21 protein-coding genes are annotated in these 19,992 nt (G+C 57.6%); 15 read left to right on the top strand and 6 right to left on the bottom strand.

What is annotated here, in order from left to right:
* Window positions 1–2 precede the first annotated feature (2 nt).
* From LU196_RS13850 to LU196_RS13830, 5 genes are all read left to right on the top strand, one after another.
* Complete coding sequence (locus LU196_RS13850) at window positions 3–431, top strand: 6,7-dimethyl-8-ribityllumazine synthase (protein ID WP_232760230.1); 429 nt, start codon at window positions 3–5, stop codon at window positions 429–431.
* A gap of 171 nt (window positions 432–602) precedes the next feature.
* On the top strand, window positions 603–1,499 hold the full coding sequence (locus LU196_RS13845) for a metal ABC transporter substrate-binding protein (protein ID WP_232760229.1): 897 nt from the start codon (window positions 603–605) through the stop codon (window positions 1,497–1,499).
* Window positions 1,496–2,266, top strand: coding sequence for a manganese/iron ABC transporter ATP-binding protein (locus tag LU196_RS13840; RefSeq protein ID WP_304622738.1), 771 nt, complete (start codon window positions 1,496–1,498; stop codon window positions 2,264–2,266). Before LU196_RS13845 ends, LU196_RS13840 begins: the two co-directional genes overlap by 4 nt.
* Complete coding sequence (locus LU196_RS13835) at window positions 2,250–3,113, top strand: metal ABC transporter permease (protein WP_232760227.1); 864 nt, start codon at window positions 2,250–2,252, stop codon at window positions 3,111–3,113. The genes LU196_RS13840 and LU196_RS13835 overlap by 17 nt, the downstream gene beginning before the upstream one ends.
* Window positions 3,106–3,936, top strand: coding sequence for a metal ABC transporter permease (locus LU196_RS13830; protein WP_232760226.1), 831 nt, complete (start codon window positions 3,106–3,108; stop codon window positions 3,934–3,936). The genes LU196_RS13835 and LU196_RS13830 overlap by 8 nt, the downstream gene beginning before the upstream one ends.
* A 33-nt stretch (window positions 3,937–3,969) precedes the next feature.
* On the opposite strand, the gene LU196_RS13825 is transcribed toward LU196_RS13830, so the two are convergent.
* The gene (locus LU196_RS13825; RefSeq protein ID WP_232760225.1) at window positions 3,970–4,695 is read right to left on the bottom strand and encodes a pirin family protein; all 726 of its coding nucleotides are present in this window, start codon (window positions 4,693–4,695) and stop codon (window positions 3,970–3,972) included.
* Between the two features lie 122 nt (window positions 4,696–4,817).
* Between LU196_RS13825 and LU196_RS13820 the strand changes: the two genes are divergently transcribed.
* On the top strand, window positions 4,818–5,696 hold the full coding sequence (locus tag LU196_RS13820; RefSeq protein ID WP_232760224.1) for a LysR family transcriptional regulator: 879 nt from the start codon (window positions 4,818–4,820) through the stop codon (window positions 5,694–5,696).
* A 35-nt stretch (window positions 5,697–5,731) separates the two neighbouring features.
* Here LU196_RS13820 and LU196_RS13815 read toward each other — a convergent pair whose 3' ends face one another.
* Window positions 5,732–6,967 (bottom strand): MFS transporter, encoded by a 1,236-nt coding sequence (locus LU196_RS13815; protein ID WP_232760223.1) that lies wholly within the window; start codon window positions 6,965–6,967, stop codon window positions 5,732–5,734.
* A gap of 174 nt (window positions 6,968–7,141) precedes the next feature.
* Between LU196_RS13815 and LU196_RS13810 the strand changes: the two genes are divergently transcribed.
* On the top strand, window positions 7,142–7,855 hold the full coding sequence (locus tag LU196_RS13810) for a GNAT family N-acetyltransferase (protein ID WP_232760222.1): 714 nt from the start codon (window positions 7,142–7,144) through the stop codon (window positions 7,853–7,855).
* A 16-nt stretch (window positions 7,856–7,871) separates the two neighbouring features.
* Here LU196_RS13810 and LU196_RS13805 read toward each other — a convergent pair whose 3' ends face one another.
* Complete coding sequence (locus LU196_RS13805) at window positions 7,872–9,041, bottom strand: ROK family transcriptional regulator (RefSeq protein WP_232760221.1); 1,170 nt, start codon at window positions 9,039–9,041, stop codon at window positions 7,872–7,874.
* A 327-nt stretch (window positions 9,042–9,368) separates the two neighbouring features.
* Between LU196_RS13805 and LU196_RS13800 the strand changes: the two genes are divergently transcribed.
* Genes LU196_RS13800 through LU196_RS13780 form a run of 5 tightly spaced genes read left to right on the top strand, consistent with a single transcriptional unit; the run spans window position 9,369 to window position 14,324 of the window.
* Window positions 9,369–10,544 carry an extracellular solute-binding protein gene (locus LU196_RS13800; protein WP_370641007.1) on the top strand — a complete coding sequence of 392 codons (1,176 nt, stop codon included), beginning with the start codon at window positions 9,369–9,371 and terminating at the stop codon, window positions 10,542–10,544.
* 9 nt (window positions 10,545–10,553) lie between these two features.
* Window positions 10,554–11,459, top strand: a complete 906-nt coding sequence (locus LU196_RS13795; RefSeq protein ID WP_232760219.1) for a carbohydrate ABC transporter permease — start codon at window positions 10,554–10,556, stop codon at window positions 11,457–11,459.
* On the top strand, window positions 11,449–12,288 hold the full coding sequence (locus LU196_RS13790) for a carbohydrate ABC transporter permease (RefSeq protein WP_232760218.1): 840 nt from the start codon (window positions 11,449–11,451) through the stop codon (window positions 12,286–12,288). The genes LU196_RS13795 and LU196_RS13790 overlap by 11 nt, the downstream gene beginning before the upstream one ends.
* Entirely contained in the window at window positions 12,285–13,229 is a 945-nt protein-coding gene (locus LU196_RS13785; protein ID WP_232760217.1) for a carbohydrate kinase family protein, read from the top strand. The genes LU196_RS13790 and LU196_RS13785 overlap by 4 nt, the downstream gene beginning before the upstream one ends.
* A gap of 3 nt (window positions 13,230–13,232) precedes the next feature.
* Window positions 13,233–14,324 (top strand): ABC transporter ATP-binding protein, encoded by a 1,092-nt coding sequence (locus LU196_RS13780; protein ID WP_232760216.1) that lies wholly within the window; start codon window positions 13,233–13,235, stop codon window positions 14,322–14,324.
* Window positions 14,325–14,366: 42 nt separating this feature from the next.
* Here the strand turns inward: LU196_RS13780 and LU196_RS13775 are convergent, their stop codons facing one another.
* Window positions 14,367–15,776 (bottom strand): MFS transporter, encoded by a 1,410-nt coding sequence (locus LU196_RS13775; RefSeq protein ID WP_232760215.1) that lies wholly within the window; start codon window positions 15,774–15,776, stop codon window positions 14,367–14,369.
* A gap of 118 nt (window positions 15,777–15,894) precedes the next feature.
* Here LU196_RS13775 and LU196_RS13770 point away from each other — a divergent pair, with 118 nt between their 5' ends.
* Window positions 15,895–16,743, top strand: coding sequence for a helix-turn-helix transcriptional regulator (locus tag LU196_RS13770; RefSeq protein ID WP_370641006.1), 849 nt, complete (start codon window positions 15,895–15,897; stop codon window positions 16,741–16,743).
* 307 nt (window positions 16,744–17,050) lie between these two features.
* A complete protein-coding gene (locus LU196_RS13765) occupies window positions 17,051–17,398 on the top strand; it encodes a hypothetical protein (RefSeq protein ID WP_232760213.1) in 348 nt (115 codons plus the stop codon).
* Window positions 17,399–17,431: 33 nt separating this feature from the next.
* On the opposite strand, the gene LU196_RS13760 is transcribed toward LU196_RS13765, so the two are convergent.
* Window positions 17,432–18,625 (bottom strand): zinc-dependent alcohol dehydrogenase, encoded by a 1,194-nt coding sequence (locus tag LU196_RS13760; protein ID WP_232760212.1) that lies wholly within the window; start codon window positions 18,623–18,625, stop codon window positions 17,432–17,434.
* A gap of 204 nt (window positions 18,626–18,829) precedes the next feature.
* Here LU196_RS13760 and LU196_RS13755 point away from each other — a divergent pair, with 204 nt between their 5' ends.
* The gene (locus tag LU196_RS13755; RefSeq protein WP_232760211.1) at window positions 18,830–19,537 is read left to right on the top strand and encodes a phage antirepressor KilAC domain-containing protein; all 708 of its coding nucleotides are present in this window, start codon (window positions 18,830–18,832) and stop codon (window positions 19,535–19,537) included.
* Window positions 19,538–19,629: 92 nt separating this feature from the next.
* On the opposite strand, the gene LU196_RS13750 is transcribed toward LU196_RS13755, so the two are convergent.
* Window positions 19,630–19,860, bottom strand: coding sequence for a hypothetical protein (locus LU196_RS13750; RefSeq protein WP_232760210.1), 231 nt, complete (start codon window positions 19,858–19,860; stop codon window positions 19,630–19,632).
* Between the last annotated feature and the right edge of the window lie 132 nt (window positions 19,861–19,992).

The following is a 19,992-nucleotide window of genomic DNA, read 5'->3' as shown; positions in this document are numbered from 1 at the left end:
ATATGCGAGTTGCCTTTATTAAAGCGAGTTGGCACAAGGAGATTGTGCACAATGCCCTGGTGGGATTTGAGCAAGCGTTAAACGCGCTGGACGTTCAGGCTAAGATTAAGGTGCTGGAAGTGCCCGGCGCCTTTGAGATGCCCCTGCTGGCAAAGCGTTTAGCGGAAACCGGCAACTATGATGCCATTGTCGCTGCCGCGCTGGTGGTAGACGGCGGGATCTATCGCCACGATTTTGTCGCGGCAGCGGTTGTAGACGGCTTAATGAACGTGCAGCTCACCACCAACGTGCCGGTGTTCTCGGTCTCGTTAACGCCGCACAATTTCCAGCCGGTGGACGTACTGGAAAATTTTTACGCCGATCACTTCATTAAGAAAGGCCAAGAGGCGGCACGCGCCGCGCTGGCGATTCACCAGCTTTCGATCGATTGATCCTCCCGCAAAGGGCGCTCGCTTCTGCGCCCTTTGCGTGCGACACACTGCCTCCAACTTCAGCTAAGGTAAATTTTTGTCCTGAATGGCAAATAAGGCGACTCTGCGCTTCACTCTCATAGCTCTTACTATACTGTATAGCAAAGGCTATACAACATTGAGGAGAGGAAGATGCCCTGCCCACGCTTGTTATCTGCTGTGCTACTGCTGTTCGGCTTGAGTGCTTCGTCAATCGCCACCGATAAACTCAAGGTCGTCACCACGTTTACGGTTCTGGCCGATATGGCAAAAAATGTCGCGGGCGACGCGGCAGAGGTGACTTCCATCATCAAGCCCGGCGCAGAGATTCACACCTATCAACCCACGCCGGGCGATATTCGCCGCGCCCAGCAGGCCGATCTGATTCTGGCCAACGGCTTTAACCTTGAGCTGTGGTTCGCGCGCTTCACCTCGCGCCTGAAAGGCGTGCCGGAAGTCACCGTGACAACGGGCATTGTACCGATGGGCATTAACGCCGGTCCCTATCGCGATAAGCCCAATCCTCATGCGTGGATGTCAGGGGAAAATGCGCTCATCTACGTGGATAATATCCGCAATGCCCTGCAAAAATACGATCCGTCCAATGCGGCAGTTTATCAGGCTAACGCAGAGCGCTATAAACGACAGATCCAGCAAACGCTGGCTCCGGTACGCGCAGCCATAGCAACCTTGCCCAGCGATCGGCGCTGGCTACTCACCAGCGAAGGCGCCTTCTCTTACCTGGCGCGCGATCTCGGCCTGAAGGAACTGTATCTCTGGCCGATCAATGCCGACCAGCAAGGTACGCCGCAGCAAGTGCGCACCGTTATTGACGCCGCGAAAGCCCAGCGTATTCCGGCAATTTTTAGCGAAAGTACGGTGTCCGACAAACCCGCACGTCAGGTAGCGCGTGAAGCAGGCATTCATTACGGCGGCGTTTTGTATGTGGATTCATTGAGCAACGGCGCCCCGGTGCCCAGTTACCTCGATCTGCTGCGGGTCACCGGTGAAACCCTGGTGCAGGGCCTGCGCCACGGGAGACCGCAATGAGCGTACAGGTTAATCAGGTTAGCGTGACCTATCGCAACGGGCATACCGCCCTGCGCGATGCCACCTTTTCCGTGCCCGCTAGCAGCATTGCCGCGCTGGTGGGTGTTAATGGCGCCGGTAAATCGACGCTGTTTAACGCCATCATGGGATTTGTGCCTCTAACAGCGGGCAGCGTGACGCTGGCTGAGATGCCGGTAAAGCGCGCGCTCAAGCAGAACCTCGTGGCCTACGTACCGCAGTCGGAGGAGGTGGACTGGCACTTCCCAGTGCGGGTGGAGGATGTGGTGATGATGGGGCGCTACGGCTACATGAATATGCTGCGCCTGCCGCGCGCCGTAGATAAACAGTGCGTGGATGAAGCGCTGACGCGCGTCGGGATGGGTGCTTATCGGGAGCGTCAAATTGGTGAACTCTCTGGCGGTCAGAAAAAGCGGGTGTTTTTGGCGCGTGCGCTGGCCCAGGACGCGCGCATCATCCTGCTGGACGAGCCTTTCACCGGCGTGGATGTGAATACCGAAGCAGCCATCATTACTCTACTGCGCGAGTTGCGAAATGAGGGCCGGACGATGTTGGTCTCAACCCACGATCTCAACGCCGTGCCGGAATACTGCGATCGCTGTGTGCTGGTTAACACTACCGTGATCGCCAGTGGTCTGCTGGCGGAGGCGTTTACCGCCGATCACCTCGCTCGCGCGTTTGGCGAACAACGCTCGCGCGCAGGCGGCTTTTCCCGGCCGGCGGAGGTGCCTTATGGCGTGGATAAGTGAGCCCTTCGGCTATCAGTATATGGTCAATGCCATGTGGATAGCCGCGCTAGTCGGAGCCATCTGCGCCTTTCTCTCTTGTTTTTTAATGTTAAAAGGCTGGTCGCTCATGGGGGATGCGCTGTCGCACGCTATTGTGCCCGGCGTGGCGGGTGCATGGATGCTGGGGTTGCCCTTTTCGCTCGGGGCGTTTCTTTCCGGTGGGCTGGCCGCCGGCAGTATGCTGTTTCTCAATCAACGAACGCGATTAAAAGAAGACACGATTATCGGCCTGATCTTTTCGGCCTTTTTTGGCATCGGTTTGTTTATGGTCTCGCTGAATCCCACCGCAGTGAATATTCAAACGCTTGTGCTGGGAAACATTTTAGCCATAGCCCCGGCTGATATGTGGCAGCTTGCCGCGATCGGCACGATAACGCTGCTGATATTGCTGCTGAAGTGGCGCGACCTGATGTTAACCTTCTTTGACGAGCGCCACGCGCGTGCCATTGGCCTGAATCCCCCCGCGCTAAAGGTACTGTTTTTTACCCTGCTGGCGGCCTCTACCGTCGCCGCGTTGCAAACCGTGGGGGCGTTTATGGTCATTTGCCTGGTGGTCACACCGGGTGCGACCGCCTACCTGCTTACCGATCGTTTTCCGCGTTTATTACTGATAGCGGTGGCGATTGGCTGTCTGACCAGCTTTCTTGGGGCATGGAGCAGCTACTATCTTGACGGCGCAACCGGCAGCATTATTGTGGTGGCGCAAACGGGCGTGTTTCTCCTGGCGTTTTTTTTCGCCCCCAAACACGGCGTGTTGAGCATGCGGCTACGCGCGCGGCTGACGCAGCGGGAGCGTGAACATGATTGAACTGCTGCTCAGTCCCTTTTCTTTTGAATTTATGAATATGGCGCTCCTGGCGACGCTGTTGCTGTCCCTACCCTGCGCGCTGCTTTCAGCGTTTCTGGTGTTAAAAGGGTGGTCGCTGCTGGGAGATGCGATGAGCCACGCGGTGTTTCCTGGTGTGGTGCTGGCGTGGTGGATCGGCTGGCCCTATGCCCTTGGCGCGTTCATCGCCAGCATGTTGTGCGCGCTCTCCAGCGGCTTCATCAGCGCTAACAGCCGTATCAAACCCGATACCGTTATGGGCATTGTCTTCTCCGGCATGTTCGGTGCGGGGGTTCTGCTCTATTTGCAACTTAAGCCGGATCTCCACCTCGACCACATTCTGTTCGGCGATATGTTGGGACTTAGCTGGCGGGATATGGGCCAAACGGCGGCGATTTCCCTGCTGGTCGCGGCGGTTCTGACGGTGAAATGGCGCGATCTTATGATGCATGCCTTTGATCCGCATCAGGCGCGCGCCTGCGGGTTAAATCGTTCTTTGATGCACTACGGGTTACTGTGTCTGATTGCGCTTACGCTGGTGGCATCGCTTACGGCGGTAGGTGTGATTTTATCGATCGCGATGCTGATTGCGCCGGGCGCCATCGCCCTGTTGATCGCCCGACGTTTTTCTCACGTGCTGCTACTGGCAACGCTGATTGCCGCTACCACAGGCATCCTCGGCGTTTACGCGTCGTTCTTCATTGATAGCGCGCCGGGTCCCACCATTGTGGTGTTGTATAGCCTGGTGTTTGTTGCGGTGTTCTGTGTGGTGTCGCGCCGTGAACGCCAGCAGAAAGCGGCCTGAGGCAAGGGGCGCACGGCTGCGCCCCGCTTAGCCTTAACGTTGCGGATGGTTCACTTCCAGCGGCCGCAAATCAAACAGCAGCACTTCCGCGTTATCACCCTCGGTGAAGTGCAGTTCGGTTTCGTTGCGCACGCGCGCGCCGTCACCTGCCTTGAATGCAATGCCATTGACCGTCACACTCCCGCGCGCCACGTGAATGTAGGCGTAGCGATCCGCGGGCAGGGTCATGGTCTGTTGCTCTGCGCCATCAAAGAGGCCCGCATAAATCCGCACGTCCTGACGCACCTTCAAGCTGCCCTCTTGCCCATCCGGCGAGATAATCAGGCGCAGTTTGCCGCGTTTCTCACTGTCCGCCACCGAAATTTGCTGGTAGCCCGGCTGCGTTCCATTCGCGTCTGGGACGATCCAAATCTGCAGAAAGTGCACGCCATCGGTAGCGGAATGGTTAAATTCACTGTGCGTTACCCCGCTTCCGGCACTCATCAGCTGCACATCGCCTGGGACGATAACCGAACCGGTTCCCATGGAATCTTTGTGCTCAAGCGCCCCTTCTAACACGTAGGAGATGATCTCCATATTTTTGTGTGGATGGGCACCAAAGCCGCGCGCTGGCGCAACGCGGTCATCGTTGATCACCAGCAAATCAGAGAAACCGGTCTGCGCAGGATCCCAATAGTTGGCAAAGGAAAAGGTGTGATGAGAGTTCAGCCAGCCGTGGTCAGCCACGCCGCGCTGCTCTGCTAAACGTTGTTCAATCATGATCTGCTCCTTAATTATGGGGGGAGGAACGGATGTTCTTCCTGATGAGAGTGAGTATAGGTAAACTTAACGGCCAAACAAGACGCCAAAATGACATTAACTGTCACATTAAAGTGGACAATATGCAGATAGACGATCTTCGAATTTACGTTGCGGTAATCAATGCCGGTAACTTCACCGCCGCCGCCGACCAGCTGATGCTGTCCAAACAGTATGTGAGCCGTCGTATCGCCGCGCTGGAAGCTTCGCTAGGCGTGCGCCTGTTGAATCGCAATACGCGCAAGCTCTCTATTACGGACAGCGGCCACGTTTTTGCCCGGCACGCGCAACGCATTCTTGATGACGTACAGGAGGCGGCGCTGGCGGTGTCGGGTCAGCACCAGACTCTGCAGGGCACTTTCCGCCTTAGCGTGCCGCTCTCGTTCGGCATCAGCCATCTGTCACCGTTTATCGCCGACTTTCTCAGCCAGCATCCCGGCTTACAGTTTCAGGTTGAATTGGCTGACCGCTACGTCGATGTGGTGGGCGAAGGTTTTGACATGGCGTTGCGTATCGGGTCACTACCGGACTCCAGCCTGATTGCCAAGCGTTTAGGGGAATTTCGTCGTGTGATCTGCGGCAGTCCCGCCTACTTGCAAGGTGCGGGCGCCCCGCGTGCGCCGGAGGATCTGCTCAACCACGCCTGTTTGCGTTACGGGCGGGAAAGCCAAACCGGATGGGAATTATTTAACGGCGAGCAGCGCAAAGTGATGGCCGTTCAGGGACCGATGATTGCGAACAATGGCGAAATGCTGCGCGATGCGGCGATGGCGGGTCTCGGTTTAATTTTACTGCCGGAGTTTATCGTGGCACCTGCGCTGGCGAGCGGTGCGCTCATTACCGTTTTGGCGGAGTGGCAGCCGGCCTCACTGACGCTAAACGCGCTCTATCCGCAGCATCGGCAGCGCAGCGAGGTGAACCGACGCATTATCGCTTTTCTACAGAAAAAGCTGGCGTCATAAGTTCAGGGCAGCGCAACCACCGCCCTGCTCCCCTGCTAGCCGCTGTGGTGGGTAGCGAAAGTAATGGATTTCTTGCGTGCATCACGCATCGCTACCGCGTGTACCAATAAGCCTAACACCGCCAGCAGCGCGCCAACCCAGCCGGTGGACTGCCAGCCGAATCCCGCAGAGATGGTCACACCACCCAGCCAGGCACCCAAGGCATTGGCAATATTGAACGCGGAGTGATTCAGCGCCGCCGCCATGGTTTGCGCATCCCCGGCAACGTCCATCAGACGTATTTGCAGCACGCTTGCCAGCGCAACCATGGTGCCGATTAACATCACATTAAGCGATCCGGCCACCGCAAAGTGCGCGGTAAACACAAAGGCGCTCAGCACCAGCACGGACCAAATCAGGACCGCGCGAATGGTTTTTTCCAGGCCGCGATCGGCCAGTTTCCCGCCTGCCACATTGCCGAGGATCATGCCGAGGCCAAACAGCGCCAGCACCAGCGGGATCCAGCTTACCGGCAGCTGGGCGAGGTCCGTGAGCGTCGGCTTAACATAACTGAACACCGAAAAGAGGCCACCGCTGCCGATGGCCCCAATCGCCAGCGTCAACAGCACCTGCTTACGCGTTAGCGCGGAAAGCTCGCGCAGCGGGCTGGCGTTGCGATCGCCGGCCACTTTGGGCACCCACAGTCCCACCAGCGTTAACGTCAGCAGCGCCAGAACCCCGACGATGGCAAAGGCTTCGCGCCAGCCGAAAATTTGTCCGATGGCGGTGACCGCGGGTACCCCCAGTAAATTTGCAATCGTGAGGCCAAACAACACCATGGACACCGCCTGGGCGCGCCTGCCGCGCTCAACCAGTCCGGCAGCAACCAGCGCCGCCACGCCAAAAAAGGTGCCGTGAGGAAAACCGGCGAGAAAACGCGCCAGCAGCATACTGTAATAGCCCGGTGCAATGGCACTGAACAGATTACCCAGCGCGAAGAGACCCATCAGCGTCATCAAAAAATCACGCCGTGCAGCGCGGGCGCCAAGAATGGCCAGCAACGGGGCGCCGATCACCACGCCAAGCGCGTAAATACTGATTAAGTGCCCGGCGTCAGGGATGGAGACGTGAAGTCCCGCAGCGGCATCGGGCAGCAGGCCCATAATGACAAATTCGCCGGTACCAATAGCAAAGCCACCGGTGCCGAGGGCAAACAGCGCCTTGAGCACGCTACCGCGTGACAGCGGCGCAGCATCGGTGGATGATGGGGTTTGATGAGGTTGTGAAGACATGATTTTCCAGAAAAGCAGGTAAAGAATCGCTCGCACCCGCGAGCCGATAACAAGCCGCGTATCATAGCGTAAGTGACGATAAATGTGTTGCCACTCATTATTAGGTAGCTAATAAATTCGCCACCTGCCTATCGCATACCCGATTTCCCCCTTCCACGCCACGCAGGAGACACCATGCCGCACGTCAATCACTATGGTCAACCTGTCGGTGTACCGCTTCCGGACTGGCAGCCCCTTGCTGCGCCACCGCGCCACGCGTTGCCAGGACGCTTTTGTACACTGACGCCACTGCAACATGCACACGCTCACGATCTGCACGCCGCCTTCGCGCTGGCCCCCGACGATCGCGACTGGACTTGGTTAGGCAGCACCCGGCCGTCGTCGCCCGCCGCGATGCACGACTGGATCGACATCAAAATCAATGATCCGGGATTAATCAGCTTTGCCGTAATGGACAATCGCAGCCAGCAGGCGGTCGGCGTGGTGTGCTATGCCAATATTGAGCGGGAAAACGGCGCGATTGAGATTGGCCATGTGACATGGTCACCGCGCATGCAGCGCAATGTGCTCGGCAGCGAGGCCATCATCTTGCTTCTGCGACAGGCTTTTGCATTGGGATATCGTCGCGTGGCGTGGCGCTGTGATTCACTCAATCACGCCTCTCGCCGCGCTGCAGAGCGCCTGGGATTTACCTTTGAAGGCCGTTTTCGCCAGGCGATGACGCGCAAACAGCGCAACCGTGACACCGACTGGCTGTCGATGATTGACAATGAATGGCCCGCTCGCGCCCGCGCGTTCGATGCGTGGCTGGCGCCCAGCAACATTGATGATGCCGGTCACGCGCGTCATCCGCTGCGCGACTTTTACCGGACAGACGCGCCTTTCTGAATCGCGTGCAGGACATTCACTTCATGAGCACCTGAAATTGTGGATTAAATTCATCGAAGATGGGCAGCGCGGCGGCACCCAGCGCGGCGGTGTCGCTGCCGGTTAACCCCCTTTTCAGGCGCGAGGCGGTGAGATAACGGCTGCGCACCGACTGATAAAGCGGCGGAAGACGCGCAATCATTTTGTCCAGCAGCGCGGCGGGCATCATGCCGCCGATGATCACGCTCTCGGCGTCAAAAATACACTCCAGCATATTAATTGCCTGCCGCAGCGGCGTCAGCACGGTGTCAATCCAGTCGTCAAAGCGCGCCGGATCGACGGCCAGCAGATCGTCAGGCAGTGCGGTCATAGGGTCCAGTCCACAAAACTCATACGCGGCCTGCAGCGAGACGTAGCGCTCCAGACAGCCGTGGTTACCGCAGTAACAGGCCCGTCCGCCAGGCTCCACCACCACATGACCGATCTCGCCCGCGTTGTGCGCGTGTCCGCTGTAGATATGACCGTCCATAAAGATCCCCGCGCCCAATCCCGTCCCGATATACAGATAGATAAACGAGTTAAGTTGTCGGGCGACGCCGTGGAAGCGTTCGCCGATGGCGGCGACGGTGGCATCGTTTTCCAGTGTGACCGGCAGCTGACTCATCGCCGCGAGCTGCGCCTCAATATCCACCTTTTCCCAGCCATGCAGCGTGGTTGGGCCGATGGACGAAATCCCCTCGACGCCAAACGGTCCTGGCATCACCACACCAATCCCCAGCACCTTCTGCCAGCGCGCACCGAGTTGCGCTTTGATCTCATCCAACACCTCGGCAATGCGCGCTAACGTGGCATCCGGCTCGGGCTTTTGCACCATAATAAGGCGGCGAAAGTGAATTTCACCGGTTAGATCCACCAGCACAATCAGCAGCGTTTGATGATCAAGATGGATGCCGATGGAAAAGGCGCTGGCCGGATTAAGCGTGACGGGAATCGCCGGTTGCCCACGGCCCTGCTTACGCGGCTGGCGGCTGACCAGCAGCTCAGCCGTTTCCAGCTCGGCCACGATATTGGAGACGGTTTGCGGGGTGAGCGCCGTTAGGCGCGCCAGCTCCGCCCGCGTCAACTCGCCGTGCAGGCGAATCGCTTCAATGATCACCCGGCGATTGTGCGCCCGCGCGTGTTCCAGATTGGTTCCTGAGGTTTTCATCGTCCTGTCTCTCTTTTCACACCCGACGCATCCGCGCATCAATATCTATGATCGGCGACACAATTTACACCCGCTTTGCCTGACAGCGTTAAAAAAGTGTGCAAAGTAGAGTGCTCTGGCAACCCGGTTTTATGCCTGGCACAGCGTTTGCTTGAACTTACTGATGTCAGCCGCAGCAAACTGACACCTTTGACCGCAATTAAATCAATCAAATTGATTTAATTAATACTCCTTTACACAGCAAGGTGAAACACAATGCGTATTCGATTCCCGGCTCCCCTGAAGAGCTGCGCAATAGCGGTACTGCTGACCAGCGCAGGCCACGCCATGGCGGCGACCACCCTCAATGCCCTGTTTATGACGCAAGCGGCCTACAGCGAAAATGACATCCGTGCGATGACCACTGCGTTCCAGCAGGCGCACCCGGACGTGCAGGTGAATTTGGAGTTTGTGCCTTACGAAGCGCTGCACGATAAAATCGTGGCGGCGCGTGGCGCAGGCGGCAAAGGCTATGATGTTGTGTTGTTTGATGCCATTTGGCCCGCTGAGTTTGCCAAATTCGATCTGCTGCAGGATGTCAGCAGCCGCATCCCGGCTGACGTCAGCGCGCAGATTTTCCCCGGCGCCATGCATACCGTGGTGTTCAAGGGCAAAACGCTGGGAATGCCGTGGATCCTTGATACCAAATATCTCTATTACAACAAAGCCATGCTGGAGAAAGCGGGCATTACCGCCCTGCCGGAAACATGGCAGCAGGTAATGGATGATGCCCAGGTGATTAAACAGAAAAATATCGTGAAATACCCGCTGGTATGGAGCTGGTCGCAGGCAGAAGCACTGGTGTGTGATTACACCACGCTGGTGTCTGGCTTCGGCGGCACGTTCTATCAGAACGGCAAACTCGATTTCTCTACGCCCGCCTCGCTGCAAGCGCTCAAGCTGATGAAAAGTTCGCTGGATGAAGGGCTCACCAATCCTGCCTCGCGTGAGTATCTGGAAGAGGATGTGCGCAAAGCGTTTTCCAATGGCGATGCGGCCTTCGCGCTTAACTGGACCTACATGTACAACATGGCCAACGATGCGAAGCAGAGTAAAGTCGCAGGCCAAGTGGGGATCATGCCCGCGCCGGGCGATGCGCCGGGCAAAATTGGCGCGGTTAACGGCTCAATGGGCTTGGGCATCGCCAAGGGCAGCGAACATCCCGATCAGGCGTGGGAATACATCCGCTATATGACCTCCCAACCGGTGCAAAATCAGTACGCTACGCTCAGCCTGCCTATTTGGAAAAGTTCTTATCAGGATGCCGCGGTGCAGAAAAATCAGGACGCGCTGATCGCCGCGGCGGATAAGTCGCTGAACGTGATGCTGTCGCGCCCGGAAACCGCTGATTACTCACGCCTTTCAAACACGCTGCAACAGCAGTTACAGCAGGTGCTGGTGGGCAGCGCGACGCCTGAAGCGGCGATGCAGGCGGTCGACAAAAGCGCTGCGCGGCTGCGATAGGGAGCCATCATGCTGAGTTTGCGTCAACGCGAACAGCGGCAGGCATGGGTGCTGCTGGCACCCATGCTGTTAGTCATGCTGCTGCTTACCGCCTGGCCCCTGATACGCACCATCTGGTTAAGCTTTACCGATGCTGGCCTGATCGGCAGCGATGCGCCCGGCTGGGTGGGGCTGGAAAATTATATTTATGCGCTCACCGATCCGGATTTCCAGCAGTCGCTGGGGCGCACGCTGCTGTTCACCGTGGTGTCGGTGGCATTTGAAGCCGCGATCGGCGTACTGGTTGCGCTGCTGCTCAACCAGCGGTTCTATGGTCGTAACCTGCTGCGCGTGCTGGTGATTTTACCGTGGGCGCTGCCAACCATTGTGAATGCCATGATGTGGCGACTTAATTTCAATCCTGACTACGGCAGCATCAATGCGCTGTTGACGCAGCTCGGCATCCTCGACGGCTATCGCAGCTGGCTGGGATCGCCTGACTCGGCGCTGGGTGCGGTCATGTTTGCCGATATCTGGAAAAACTATCCGCTGGTGACGCTGCTGGTGCTGGCGGCACTGCAATCCGTGCCCGACGATCTTTACGAAGCAGCCCGCCTCGACGGCGCCTCCGCGTGGCGACGATTCCGTGCTATCACGTTTCCCGCGATTGTTGGCGCACTCAGCGTTGCCGTGGTGTTGCGCACCATCGACGCCTTCAAAATCTTTGACCTGATTTATGTCATGACACGAGGCGGGCCGGTGGACAGCACGAAGACCCTCAGCTTTTTCGTTTATCAGGAGTCTTTCAGCTATTTGCGTGCTGGCAGCGGCGCGGCGTATGCGATGTTGATGACGCTGCTGTGCGCGGTATTGATTGCGATTTACCTGCTGCTACTGTGGCGCCAGAGTCGCCGGGGACGTGCTTATGAAGCGTAAACTGCGCACCGTGGCCAAATACGCTGCTGCGCTGCTGGTGGCCTTTTCCGTGTTAGCTCCCATGGGCTGGCTATTTTTGATGAGCGTGAGCGCGAGCAGCGATTTAACCCGCGTTCCGCTGGAGTGGCTGCCGCGACAGTGGGATTTCAGTCGCTACGGCCGGTTACTCTCGCTGGCACCCGGCCAGCCAGGCACGCTGTTCTTGCATGCGCTGGGGAACAGTTTACTGGTGGCGACTGGCGCCACGGCCATTTGCCTACTGCTGGCGATTCCGGCGGCCTTTAGCTTCTCGCGCTATCGCGGGCGCGACGGTTGGCTGTTTGCCGCGCTGGCCATCTATATGGTACCGCCGGTGGCCTTTGCGCTGCCGCTCTACTTCTTGCTGCAACAGTTTGACCTGCTCAATACCCGTCCCGGTTTGATTGTCGTGTACTGTTCGCTGATCCTGCCCTTTTTGACCTGGATGTTGAAGAACCAGTTCGACACCCTGCCGCAGGACATTGAGCAAGCCGCGCGGCTGGATGGCTTGCGCGTCTGGCAGGTGCTGCTGCGCATCACGCTGCCGCTGGCAAAACCTGTACTGGGCGCCGCCGCCCTGTTTGGCTGGCTGCTGGCGTGGGATGAATTTTTCTATGCGCTACTGTTTACCAGCAATATCGCCGCGCAAACCCTGCCGGTGACCATTGCGGGCTTTACCGCCGGTCGCGCCACCGACGATGGTCTGATTGCTGCCGTCGGTATTCTGGCATCAATTCCACCGCTTTTTATTGCTATTTGGCTGCAGAAAACCCTGGTCAGCGGCTTGGCCAGTGGCGGGAGTAAAGGATGAAACACACCAACGCGACCCTCTACGTTGCGGGCAACATTAACGTCGATATGATCATGGGCACCCTCGACAACTGGCCACAGCGCGGCACCGAAGTAATGGTGGCACAGAGTGAGCTGCGCCCCGGTGGCTCCGCCGGGAACTGCGCGCTGGCGCTGGAAGCCATGCAGGTGCGCCACCGGGCAATCGCCAATCAGGGCGATGACGGACTCAGCGCCTGGCTGGCTGGCCACTTTCCCCACAGCGCGGACGCGTGGCCGCGCTATGCCTGCGAAACTTCCCTGACCGTGGGCGTTACGCACTCCGATCATGAACGATCGTTTATCAGCAATCGCGGCCACATCGTTCGCCTCAGCGCAGACGATGTGCTGGATCAGCTGCCGCCGCAGGCGCACGCCGGTGACATCGTTCTGCTGTGCGGCACGTTTCTGTGCTTGCAGCTCTATGCCGATTACCCTGCGCTGCTGACCGCGCTGCGCCAGCGTGGCTATGTCATTGCCGTGGATACCGGCTGGCCGCCGCAGGGCTGGACCGCAGAAGTTCGCCAGCAGATTACCCACTGGCTGCCGCTGTGCGATTGGCTGCTGTTGAATGAGGTCGAAACGCGCGGATTGGCCGCATGCGAGACGCTGGAAGCCAGCGCGGCACAGTTGGCGCAGCGCCTAAGCGGACGCGGCGGTTGCGTGGTGAAGCGCGGCGCCCAAGGCGCTGGCTGCTGGCAGCGCCATCAGCATACGCTGCACGCTTCGCAGCCTGTCACGGTGGTCGATACCATCGGTGCCGGTGACAGCTTTAACGCCGGATTTCTCACCGCCCTGTTGCATCAGCACGCACCCGACACCGCGCTACGCTGGGGGATTGCGGTGGCATCATTGGCAATCAGTACGCAGCCGCGTCGTTATCCCGACTGGCATCAACTGCAACTATCTGCTCAGGAGCGTTAAATTATGGCCGGTGTTGAATTAGTAAACGTGGCCAAGCGCTACGGCAAGCAAGCGGTTTTGCATCCGCTCAGTCTCACGATTCCCGACGGCAGTTTCACCGTGCTGGTGGGGCCTTCGGGCTGCGGTAAATCCACGCTGCTGCGCATGCTGGCGGGGCTGGAGAGCCTGTCAGAAGGCGCAATAATGATGGACAGCGTCGCGATTACCGATCGCGACCCTGCCGATCGCGATATCGCCATGGTGTTCCAGAGCTATGCGCTCTATCCCCATCTGACGGTGGCGGAGAATCTGGCGTTTCATATGCAGGTAAAGAAAGTCAAACGCGAGGAGCAGCGCAGCAAAATCGCACGTATCGCCGGTATTTTGGGGATCGATAAACTGTTAGACCGCTACCCGCGCGCCTTGTCGGGCGGCCAGCGCCAGCGCGTCGCCATGGGCCGTGCAATGGTGCGGAATCCGCAGGTGTTTCTGTTTGATGAGCCCCTTTCCAATCTCGATGCGCAGCTGCGCATGGAGCTGCGGGCGGAGATTAAATCTCTGCACCAGCGCTTTAAAACGACCATGGTGTACGTGACGCACGACCAAGTGGAAGCCATGACGCTCGCCGATCAAATTGTCGTGATGCGTGAGGGACGCATTGTTCAGCAGGGTGCGCCGCTAACGCTGTATGACCGTCCGGCAGATACCTTTGTGGCGCGCTTTATTGGCTCACCGCCCATGAACCTGCTCGCCGCGCAGTTTTCCGCGCGCAACGGCATTATCGGCGTGCAGTGCCAGGATCTCTGGCAGCCGTTGCCGCCCCGCTGGGTGGACGTCGCACAAGGTCGCGAGGGCACGGACGTGACGCTTGGCGTACGCCCGCACGATCTGCTGGAAGCCGCTACCGGAACGCTGGCGTATGTTCAGGTTGTTGAAGTTACAGGGGAGTCCACGTTGCTGCACCTTGACTGGCAGGGCCAACCGCTGCATATGCAGTGCGCGGGACGCCACGGAGCCAGCGCAGGCGGGGCCATTCGCATTGGCTTCAACATGGAAAAACTGCATCTGTTCGATCCTGAAACCGGCCAACGCCTGGCTGAAACGCCCGGGGCATAACAGCGGCCTGATCGACGTGCCCTCTCATGAGGGCACGTCTGTTTATCCTTTTACCGTGGCGCACTGAAACGTGGTGCGATTGACACTTGCCGCCAACACCAACACGCTCATCATGATCAGTTCTGCCACCAGCGTGCCGGAAATTGCCGTCAGCGGATTGCCGTGGCGGGCAATCTGTGTATAGATCGCCCCCAGTAGCATCGGCCCCAGTCCCAGCGCCGTCTGCTGTACCGTAGAGAGCACCGCGCTGGCGGCGCCCGCCTGGTGATGCGGCACGCCTTGCATGCCAATGCGATAATAGGTGCTGACAATAAACGATTGTCCGAAGCCAATGAGCAGCGTGGCCGGGATGAGCGTCGTCACGCCGAGAGACGACCAGTGAAGCTGAAACGTGGCGATCAGCGCCAGCAGCCCGCTCATCTGAATTGCACAGCCCGCCAGCAGCGTGGTGCGCTTGCCGTAGCGTTCCACCGTGCGCGTGGACCGCATGGCACCAACGAAATAAGCGGCGCCCAAGGCAATAAAGGCATTACCCGATTCAAACGCCGTCATATGTAAGCTGGCTTGCAGCGTCAGCGCCACCGCAAACATGAAGCCGCTCCAGCAGGAAAAAAACAGCACCGCCAGCGTTAACCCAAAGCGCACGCTGGGCAAACGCAGCAGAGACGGTGGCAACAGCGGAACACCGCCTGCATTTTCACGGCGTATCGCACTGCGGCGTAAACGCAGGAGCAATGCCGGGAACAGCGCCAGCAGCGCCCAGCATGGCCATGACCAGTGCAGCAGCGGGCCCAGCGCCAACGCCAGCATCAGGCAGCCAATCGCGCTTGCCAGCAGCAGCGTACCGGCAATATCTACCGCGACGCGCTGCGCGTTTCGGGTTTCCGGGATTGCGCGGCGCGCGGTCATCAGCACAAACAGACAAAGTGGCAGGTTAATTAAAAACACGCTGCGCCAGCCGGATCCTGCGATGTCAGCTTTGATCAGAAAGCCCCCCAAGACCTGACCAATGATGAACGCCAGCCCGCCGATCCCGCCGTACAGGCCGATGGCCCGCGCGTGGTCGCGGCCGCTGAGGGTCACGTGCAGGGTAGCGAGGATCTGCGGCACAATCAGCGCCGCGCCCACGCCCTGTAGCGCCCGGGCAAACATCAACAGCGCGACGCTGTGCGCGATACCACACAGCAGCGAGGCCACCCCGAAAATGGCCACGCCCGCCTGAAACACCGTGCGGCGTCCCACGTTGTCGCCTAAGCGTCCTCCCATTGCCAGGCAAATGGCGAAAGCGATGCCGTATACCGCCACGATGAGCGCGAGTTCTATAGGGCTGGCGCGTAGCGTCTGGGACATGGCGTCCAACGCAACATTAACAATAGAAAAATCAATCATGGGCAGCAGTTGTCCTGCCAGCAGAACCACCAGCCCGGTGCGTTTGAGTTGTGATGTATGCATGAGTCAAACCTTGTATTTAAACGCCGTAGAACATAGCATCACTGAAGTTTTAAACGGGTACCAGTGCTTGATTATCATGGTATAAACACTACCCGGCTCACCAGGAGAACCGTCCATGATGCCGACTGCAAGCGATGTGATGACCGACCAAAGTAACCGCAAATTATTGGGTACCTTTCTACGTAAACGCCGGGAGAGCCTCGATCCGCAGCGTCTCGGTTTGCCACGGTTGCGGCATCGGCGCACGCCGGGACTACGGCGAGAAGAAGTTGCACAGCTCGCAGACGTCGGCGTGACTTGGTACACGTGGTTGGAACAGGGCCGTGATATCAACGCTTCGCCAAAAACGCTCACGGCTATCGCGGCCGCGCTGCAGTGCAATGATGTCGAAACCCAGCATCTTTTTTACCTTGCCGGGCACGCGCTCCCTTCTGTCAGCGTCGCCGCCGCCTGCTGCAAAATTGCGGCGCATAATCAACAGATGCTGGATGCGATTCAGCTGCCGGCGATTATTGAGACCCCGCGCTTCGACATCATCGGCTACAACACGGCTTGGTGTGCGCTGATGGGCGTGGATTTAGCCAGCATTCCGCCTGAAGATCGCAACTGCATTTGGCTGGCGTTCAATCATGAAGAATGGCGCAAAGCGATGCGTAATTGGGACGAGATGATGCCGCAACTGGTGGCGATGTTTAGGGGACAAATGGGCGAGCACTTAGGCGATCCGCACTGGGAAAATTTTCTGGCGCGGCTAATGACTAGCTCAGATGAATTTGCACAAACGTGGCAGCGCTACGAGCTCTGTAAAGTGGAGAACCGGGTAAAGCGCTTCTACCGTGAGCCCGTAGGTGAGTTGACGCTGCGGCAAAATAACTGGTGGTCTGCCTCGCGCAACGGCGATCGCCTGCTGGTGTATGTCCCCGACGATGACGCCAGCGCGGCGGCCTTGAAGACGCTGATGTCATAACGGCCCGCCCCGTACTCAAACGGGGCTTTTTTTTATCTGTATCTGGCGACAAAATAAATAAGACGCGTATTTATGACTATGCTTTAAATAATAAAAAACCAAGGAGAGCTTATGAAGTTTCTTTATTTCGTTTCGCTTATTTCCTCTGCGCTTTATATTTTAGCGTTCTTGCCAAAACTCCGAACTCGCCGCGAGCCCGTTGCCTATTGGGGCTGCTGGGCTTATTTGGGCGTCAATATTATTTACTGGAGTGTTTACGCGTTCCGGTTTTATATTTTCCATTGAAATCATCAATTAGGGAGAAAGCATGTCTGAGAATAAATCCGATCGCATGCCTTACCAGCTGTATTACTATCGCCAACGTTTACTGATTGAGAATATTGACGGCCACGTTGTCGATATCGGCAGCGTTGAACTCCGGAATGACACGCTCTTATGGCAACTTGACGGTAAAGACGCTTCCGGCGAGACGCCCAACGATACCGACGTATTATTTAATGACGTGACTCACGCGTTGAGCTTTTTGTTTGTTGATGGGCAATTTACCAGTTTGCCAGACGTTAGCGCAGAGTATGGCGATCGTCTGGATAACGCACCGTCACGCGAGCTGGTGCTGTCAGAATTGAACGATCGCGATGAACAACAGGTGCGCTAATGTTATCAGGCTGACGGGTCAGCCTGATACGTCTTACGCGGCGGGTGTGGTTGAGGCCATGCCCGGCACCAGAATCACCTTGCGGCACTCTTCTTTCCGTTTTTCGAAAATTTCGTAACCCCGCGCTGCGTCTTCCAGCGGCATATGGTGGGTGACAATCTCTTCCGGCGTTAATAATCCCTGTTCGATTAAGGAAAGCAGCCGGGGCAGATAGGCGTGAACGTGCGTCTGGCCCATTTTGAACGTCAGCCCTTTGTCGAACGCATCGCCAAACAGGAAACCATGAATGAAGCCCGCGTACACACCCGGCACACTCACCACCCCGCCCCGTCGTACCGCCGCGATGCACTGGCGTAACGCTTTCCCGCTGCTGCCCTCCAGTTTTAAATTCGACAAAACGGTTTCCGTCAGGCTACCTTTTGCCTCGAATCCTACTGCGTCGATAACAGCATCAACCCCCCGATTGCCTTTGGTATGTTCAATGATCCAGGCCGCCGGATCGTCGATATCGTCGAAATTAATCGGCGTCACGCCATAGCGCTGTTGTGCAAATTCAAGACGATACGCGTTGTGGTCAATCATAAAGATCTGCTCGGCACCTTCAAGCCGCGCGCACGCTGCGGATAATAATCCCACCGGTCCTGCACCGAATATGGCGACGCTTGATCCTTTGGTCAGGCCCGCATTTTGTACCGCCTGCCAGGCGGTGGGGAGAATATCTGAGAGAAAGAGTACTTTGTCATCAGGCAGGGTAAAGGGCACTTTAAACGGCCCGCTATTCGCTTTAGGCACGCGGACATATTCAGCCTGACCACCCGGCACCCCACCGTACAACTTGCTGTAACCAAACAGCGCCGCGGGTGACGTAATGCTTTTTTTATTGAGGATGGCACCACGGCCTGGATTGGTGGTTTCGCACGCGGCGTACTGCTGTAGCTGGCAGAAAAAACAGTCGCCGCAGGCAATCACAAACGGTACCACCACGCGATCGCCTATAGCAACCTGCGTCACCGCGCTGCCCGCTTCCACCACTTCACCCATAAACTCATGGCCAAATATATCGCCGTGATCGGTGCCGGGTATTTTGCCGCGATAGAGATGCAGATCAGAGCCGCAAATGGCCGTTGCGGTAACGCGCAGAATAATGTCGTCAGGCTGTTCTAAAGCCGGATCCGGCACGGTTTCAACTTTTACGCGATGCGGTCCGTGGTAGGTTAGCGCTTTCATATATTCTCTCCTGATGATGTCTATCGGCGAATAGCGTAAATCGCAGGCTGGTTGCTTGAGCGTAGTAACCCAGAGCCATTAGGCAAGCGCATCGGCGGGGGCAACGGGTGAATTTATCACCAAAAAATACTGGTTATAAAACCAGTATACTGTATACTTATTCAACAGCCAGATGGCTGCATTGGTTGGTATGAGGTGATATTTATGATGATCTCGATGGATAACCTGTCTGCTCTCAATCCTGGATTGACCATGAGCAGTCGCGAAATTGCCCGCGTCACGGGCAATACGCACGGCGAAGTGAAGCGCCTGATTAAAAGTCTGGAGACCGCGCAGCGCCTCTCTCAGCCTGTGACGGTGAATCAATTTGAGCATGAAGGTGAGATGCGTCAGGAATTTCTCCTCAACAAACGCGACTCCCTGCTTGCGGTAGCACGCTTGTCACCCGGTTTTACCGCTGAACTGCTCGATCGCTGGCAGGCAAAGGAACAGCGCGTGCAACTGCCGGATTTTACCAATCCGGCCGCCGCCGCACGGGCGTGGGCTGAACAATATGAGCAGCGGCGTCTCGCCGAACAACAGCTCGCGGTAACGGCGCCGAAGGCCGCGTTTTTTGACAGTTTCATCGAAACCAATGAAACGCTGGGTTTTCGCCAGCTTTGCAAAATGCTGAAGGTGAAAGAGAGCGATTTCCGCGACTTTTTGCTGACGCGCAACATCATGTTTCGCGATAAGGGTGTGCTTACCCCTCAGCAGCACCATTTACAGGCAGGCTATTTTACGGTGCGCTGCGGTCATGGTGAAAACGAGCACGCCTTTTCCCAGGCACGTTTCACGCGCAAAGGGGTGAAGTGGGTAGCGAATTTGTGGGCCGGGCATGTGCTCACCCAGCCAAAAGGTGTCGCGGCCTGATCCGCGCCCCCCTTCTTCTGGCCCTTTACGTAAATAAAGCCTGGTGCAGCGCATCAGGCTTTTTTGCTTAGGCCACTTTTCAGCACGCCGCTTCAACGCCTGCGAACGGCGCCTCTCTGCCGCATGCGCGTCAGGCTGAGTTTGAAGTGCTGCACTTCCTGCGGTGCCCAGCAGCGACGCGAAAGCGGCACATTTTCATCAACAGCGGCGGGCAGCGGAACGCGCTCCAGGCTGCCTCGATTGCAAATCGCGCAGGCCAGCGTAGCAGGTGATACCCCAACATAACGCGCCATTTCGCCTAAGGTCATCGTGGCGTTACGCATGAGCTTCTCCTTCTGTCAGTGGAATAGCCTTTAGCGTTGAGCAAGCAAGCCACTGACGCATTGATCGCGATCAGCTTTAGCATAAATTTGACTTAAAAAAGGCGTCAGCAGGCCGGAGATCCGGAGTGCTTC

The organism is Pantoea sp. Mb-10, from assembly GCF_021272205.1.
GTDB lineage: Bacteria > Pseudomonadota > Gammaproteobacteria > Enterobacterales > Enterobacteriaceae > Pantoea.
Note: the sequence above shows the minus strand (reverse complement) of the source record. Positions and strands in the feature narration are given on the sequence as shown.

What these genes read in the sequence shown, in the direction of transcription:
- LU196_RS13850 (WP_232760230.1), top strand. Translation starts at nt 3, where the DNA reads ATGCGAGTTGCCTTTATTAAAGCGAGTTGGCACAAGGAGATTGTGCAC.
- LU196_RS13845 (WP_232760229.1), top strand. Translation starts at nt 603, where the DNA reads ATGCCCTGCCCACGCTTGTTATCTGCTGTGCTACTGCTGTTCGGCTTG.
- LU196_RS13840 (WP_304622738.1), top strand. Translation starts at nt 1,496, where the DNA reads ATGAGCGTACAGGTTAATCAGGTTAGCGTGACCTATCGCAACGGGCAT.
- LU196_RS13835 (WP_232760227.1), top strand. Translation starts at nt 2,250, where the DNA reads ATGGCGTGGATAAGTGAGCCCTTCGGCTATCAGTATATGGTCAATGCC.
- LU196_RS13830 (WP_232760226.1), top strand. Translation starts at nt 3,106, where the DNA reads ATGATTGAACTGCTGCTCAGTCCCTTTTCTTTTGAATTTATGAATATG.
- LU196_RS13825 (WP_232760225.1), bottom strand. Translation starts at nt 4,695, where the DNA reads ATGATTGAACAACGTTTAGCAGAGCAGCGCGGCGTGGCTGACCACGGC.
- LU196_RS13820 (WP_232760224.1), top strand. Translation starts at nt 4,818, where the DNA reads ATGCAGATAGACGATCTTCGAATTTACGTTGCGGTAATCAATGCCGGT.
- LU196_RS13815 (WP_232760223.1), bottom strand. Translation starts at nt 6,967, where the DNA reads ATGTCTTCACAACCTCATCAAACCCCATCATCCACCGATGCTGCGCCG.
- LU196_RS13810 (WP_232760222.1), top strand. Translation starts at nt 7,142, where the DNA reads ATGCCGCACGTCAATCACTATGGTCAACCTGTCGGTGTACCGCTTCCG.
- LU196_RS13805 (WP_232760221.1), bottom strand. Translation starts at nt 9,041, where the DNA reads ATGAAAACCTCAGGAACCAATCTGGAACACGCGCGGGCGCACAATCGC.
- LU196_RS13800 (WP_370641007.1), top strand. Translation starts at nt 9,369, where the DNA reads ATGGCGGCGACCACCCTCAATGCCCTGTTTATGACGCAAGCGGCCTAC.
- LU196_RS13795 (WP_232760219.1), top strand. Translation starts at nt 10,554, where the DNA reads ATGCTGAGTTTGCGTCAACGCGAACAGCGGCAGGCATGGGTGCTGCTG.
- LU196_RS13790 (WP_232760218.1), top strand. Translation starts at nt 11,449, where the DNA reads ATGAAGCGTAAACTGCGCACCGTGGCCAAATACGCTGCTGCGCTGCTG.
- LU196_RS13785 (WP_232760217.1), top strand. Translation starts at nt 12,285, where the DNA reads ATGAAACACACCAACGCGACCCTCTACGTTGCGGGCAACATTAACGTC.
- LU196_RS13780 (WP_232760216.1), top strand. Translation starts at nt 13,233, where the DNA reads ATGGCCGGTGTTGAATTAGTAAACGTGGCCAAGCGCTACGGCAAGCAA.
- LU196_RS13775 (WP_232760215.1), bottom strand. Translation starts at nt 15,776, where the DNA reads ATGCATACATCACAACTCAAACGCACCGGGCTGGTGGTTCTGCTGGCA.
- LU196_RS13770 (WP_370641006.1), top strand. Translation starts at nt 15,895, where the DNA reads ATGCCGACTGCAAGCGATGTGATGACCGACCAAAGTAACCGCAAATTA.
- LU196_RS13765 (WP_232760213.1), top strand. Translation starts at nt 17,051, where the DNA reads ATGTCTGAGAATAAATCCGATCGCATGCCTTACCAGCTGTATTACTAT.
- LU196_RS13760 (WP_232760212.1), bottom strand. Translation starts at nt 18,625, where the DNA reads ATGAAAGCGCTAACCTACCACGGACCGCATCGCGTAAAAGTTGAAACC.
- LU196_RS13755 (WP_232760211.1), top strand. Translation starts at nt 18,830, where the DNA reads ATGATGATCTCGATGGATAACCTGTCTGCTCTCAATCCTGGATTGACC.
- LU196_RS13750 (WP_232760210.1), bottom strand. Translation starts at nt 19,860, where the DNA reads ATGCGTAACGCCACGATGACCTTAGGCGAAATGGCGCGTTATGTTGGG.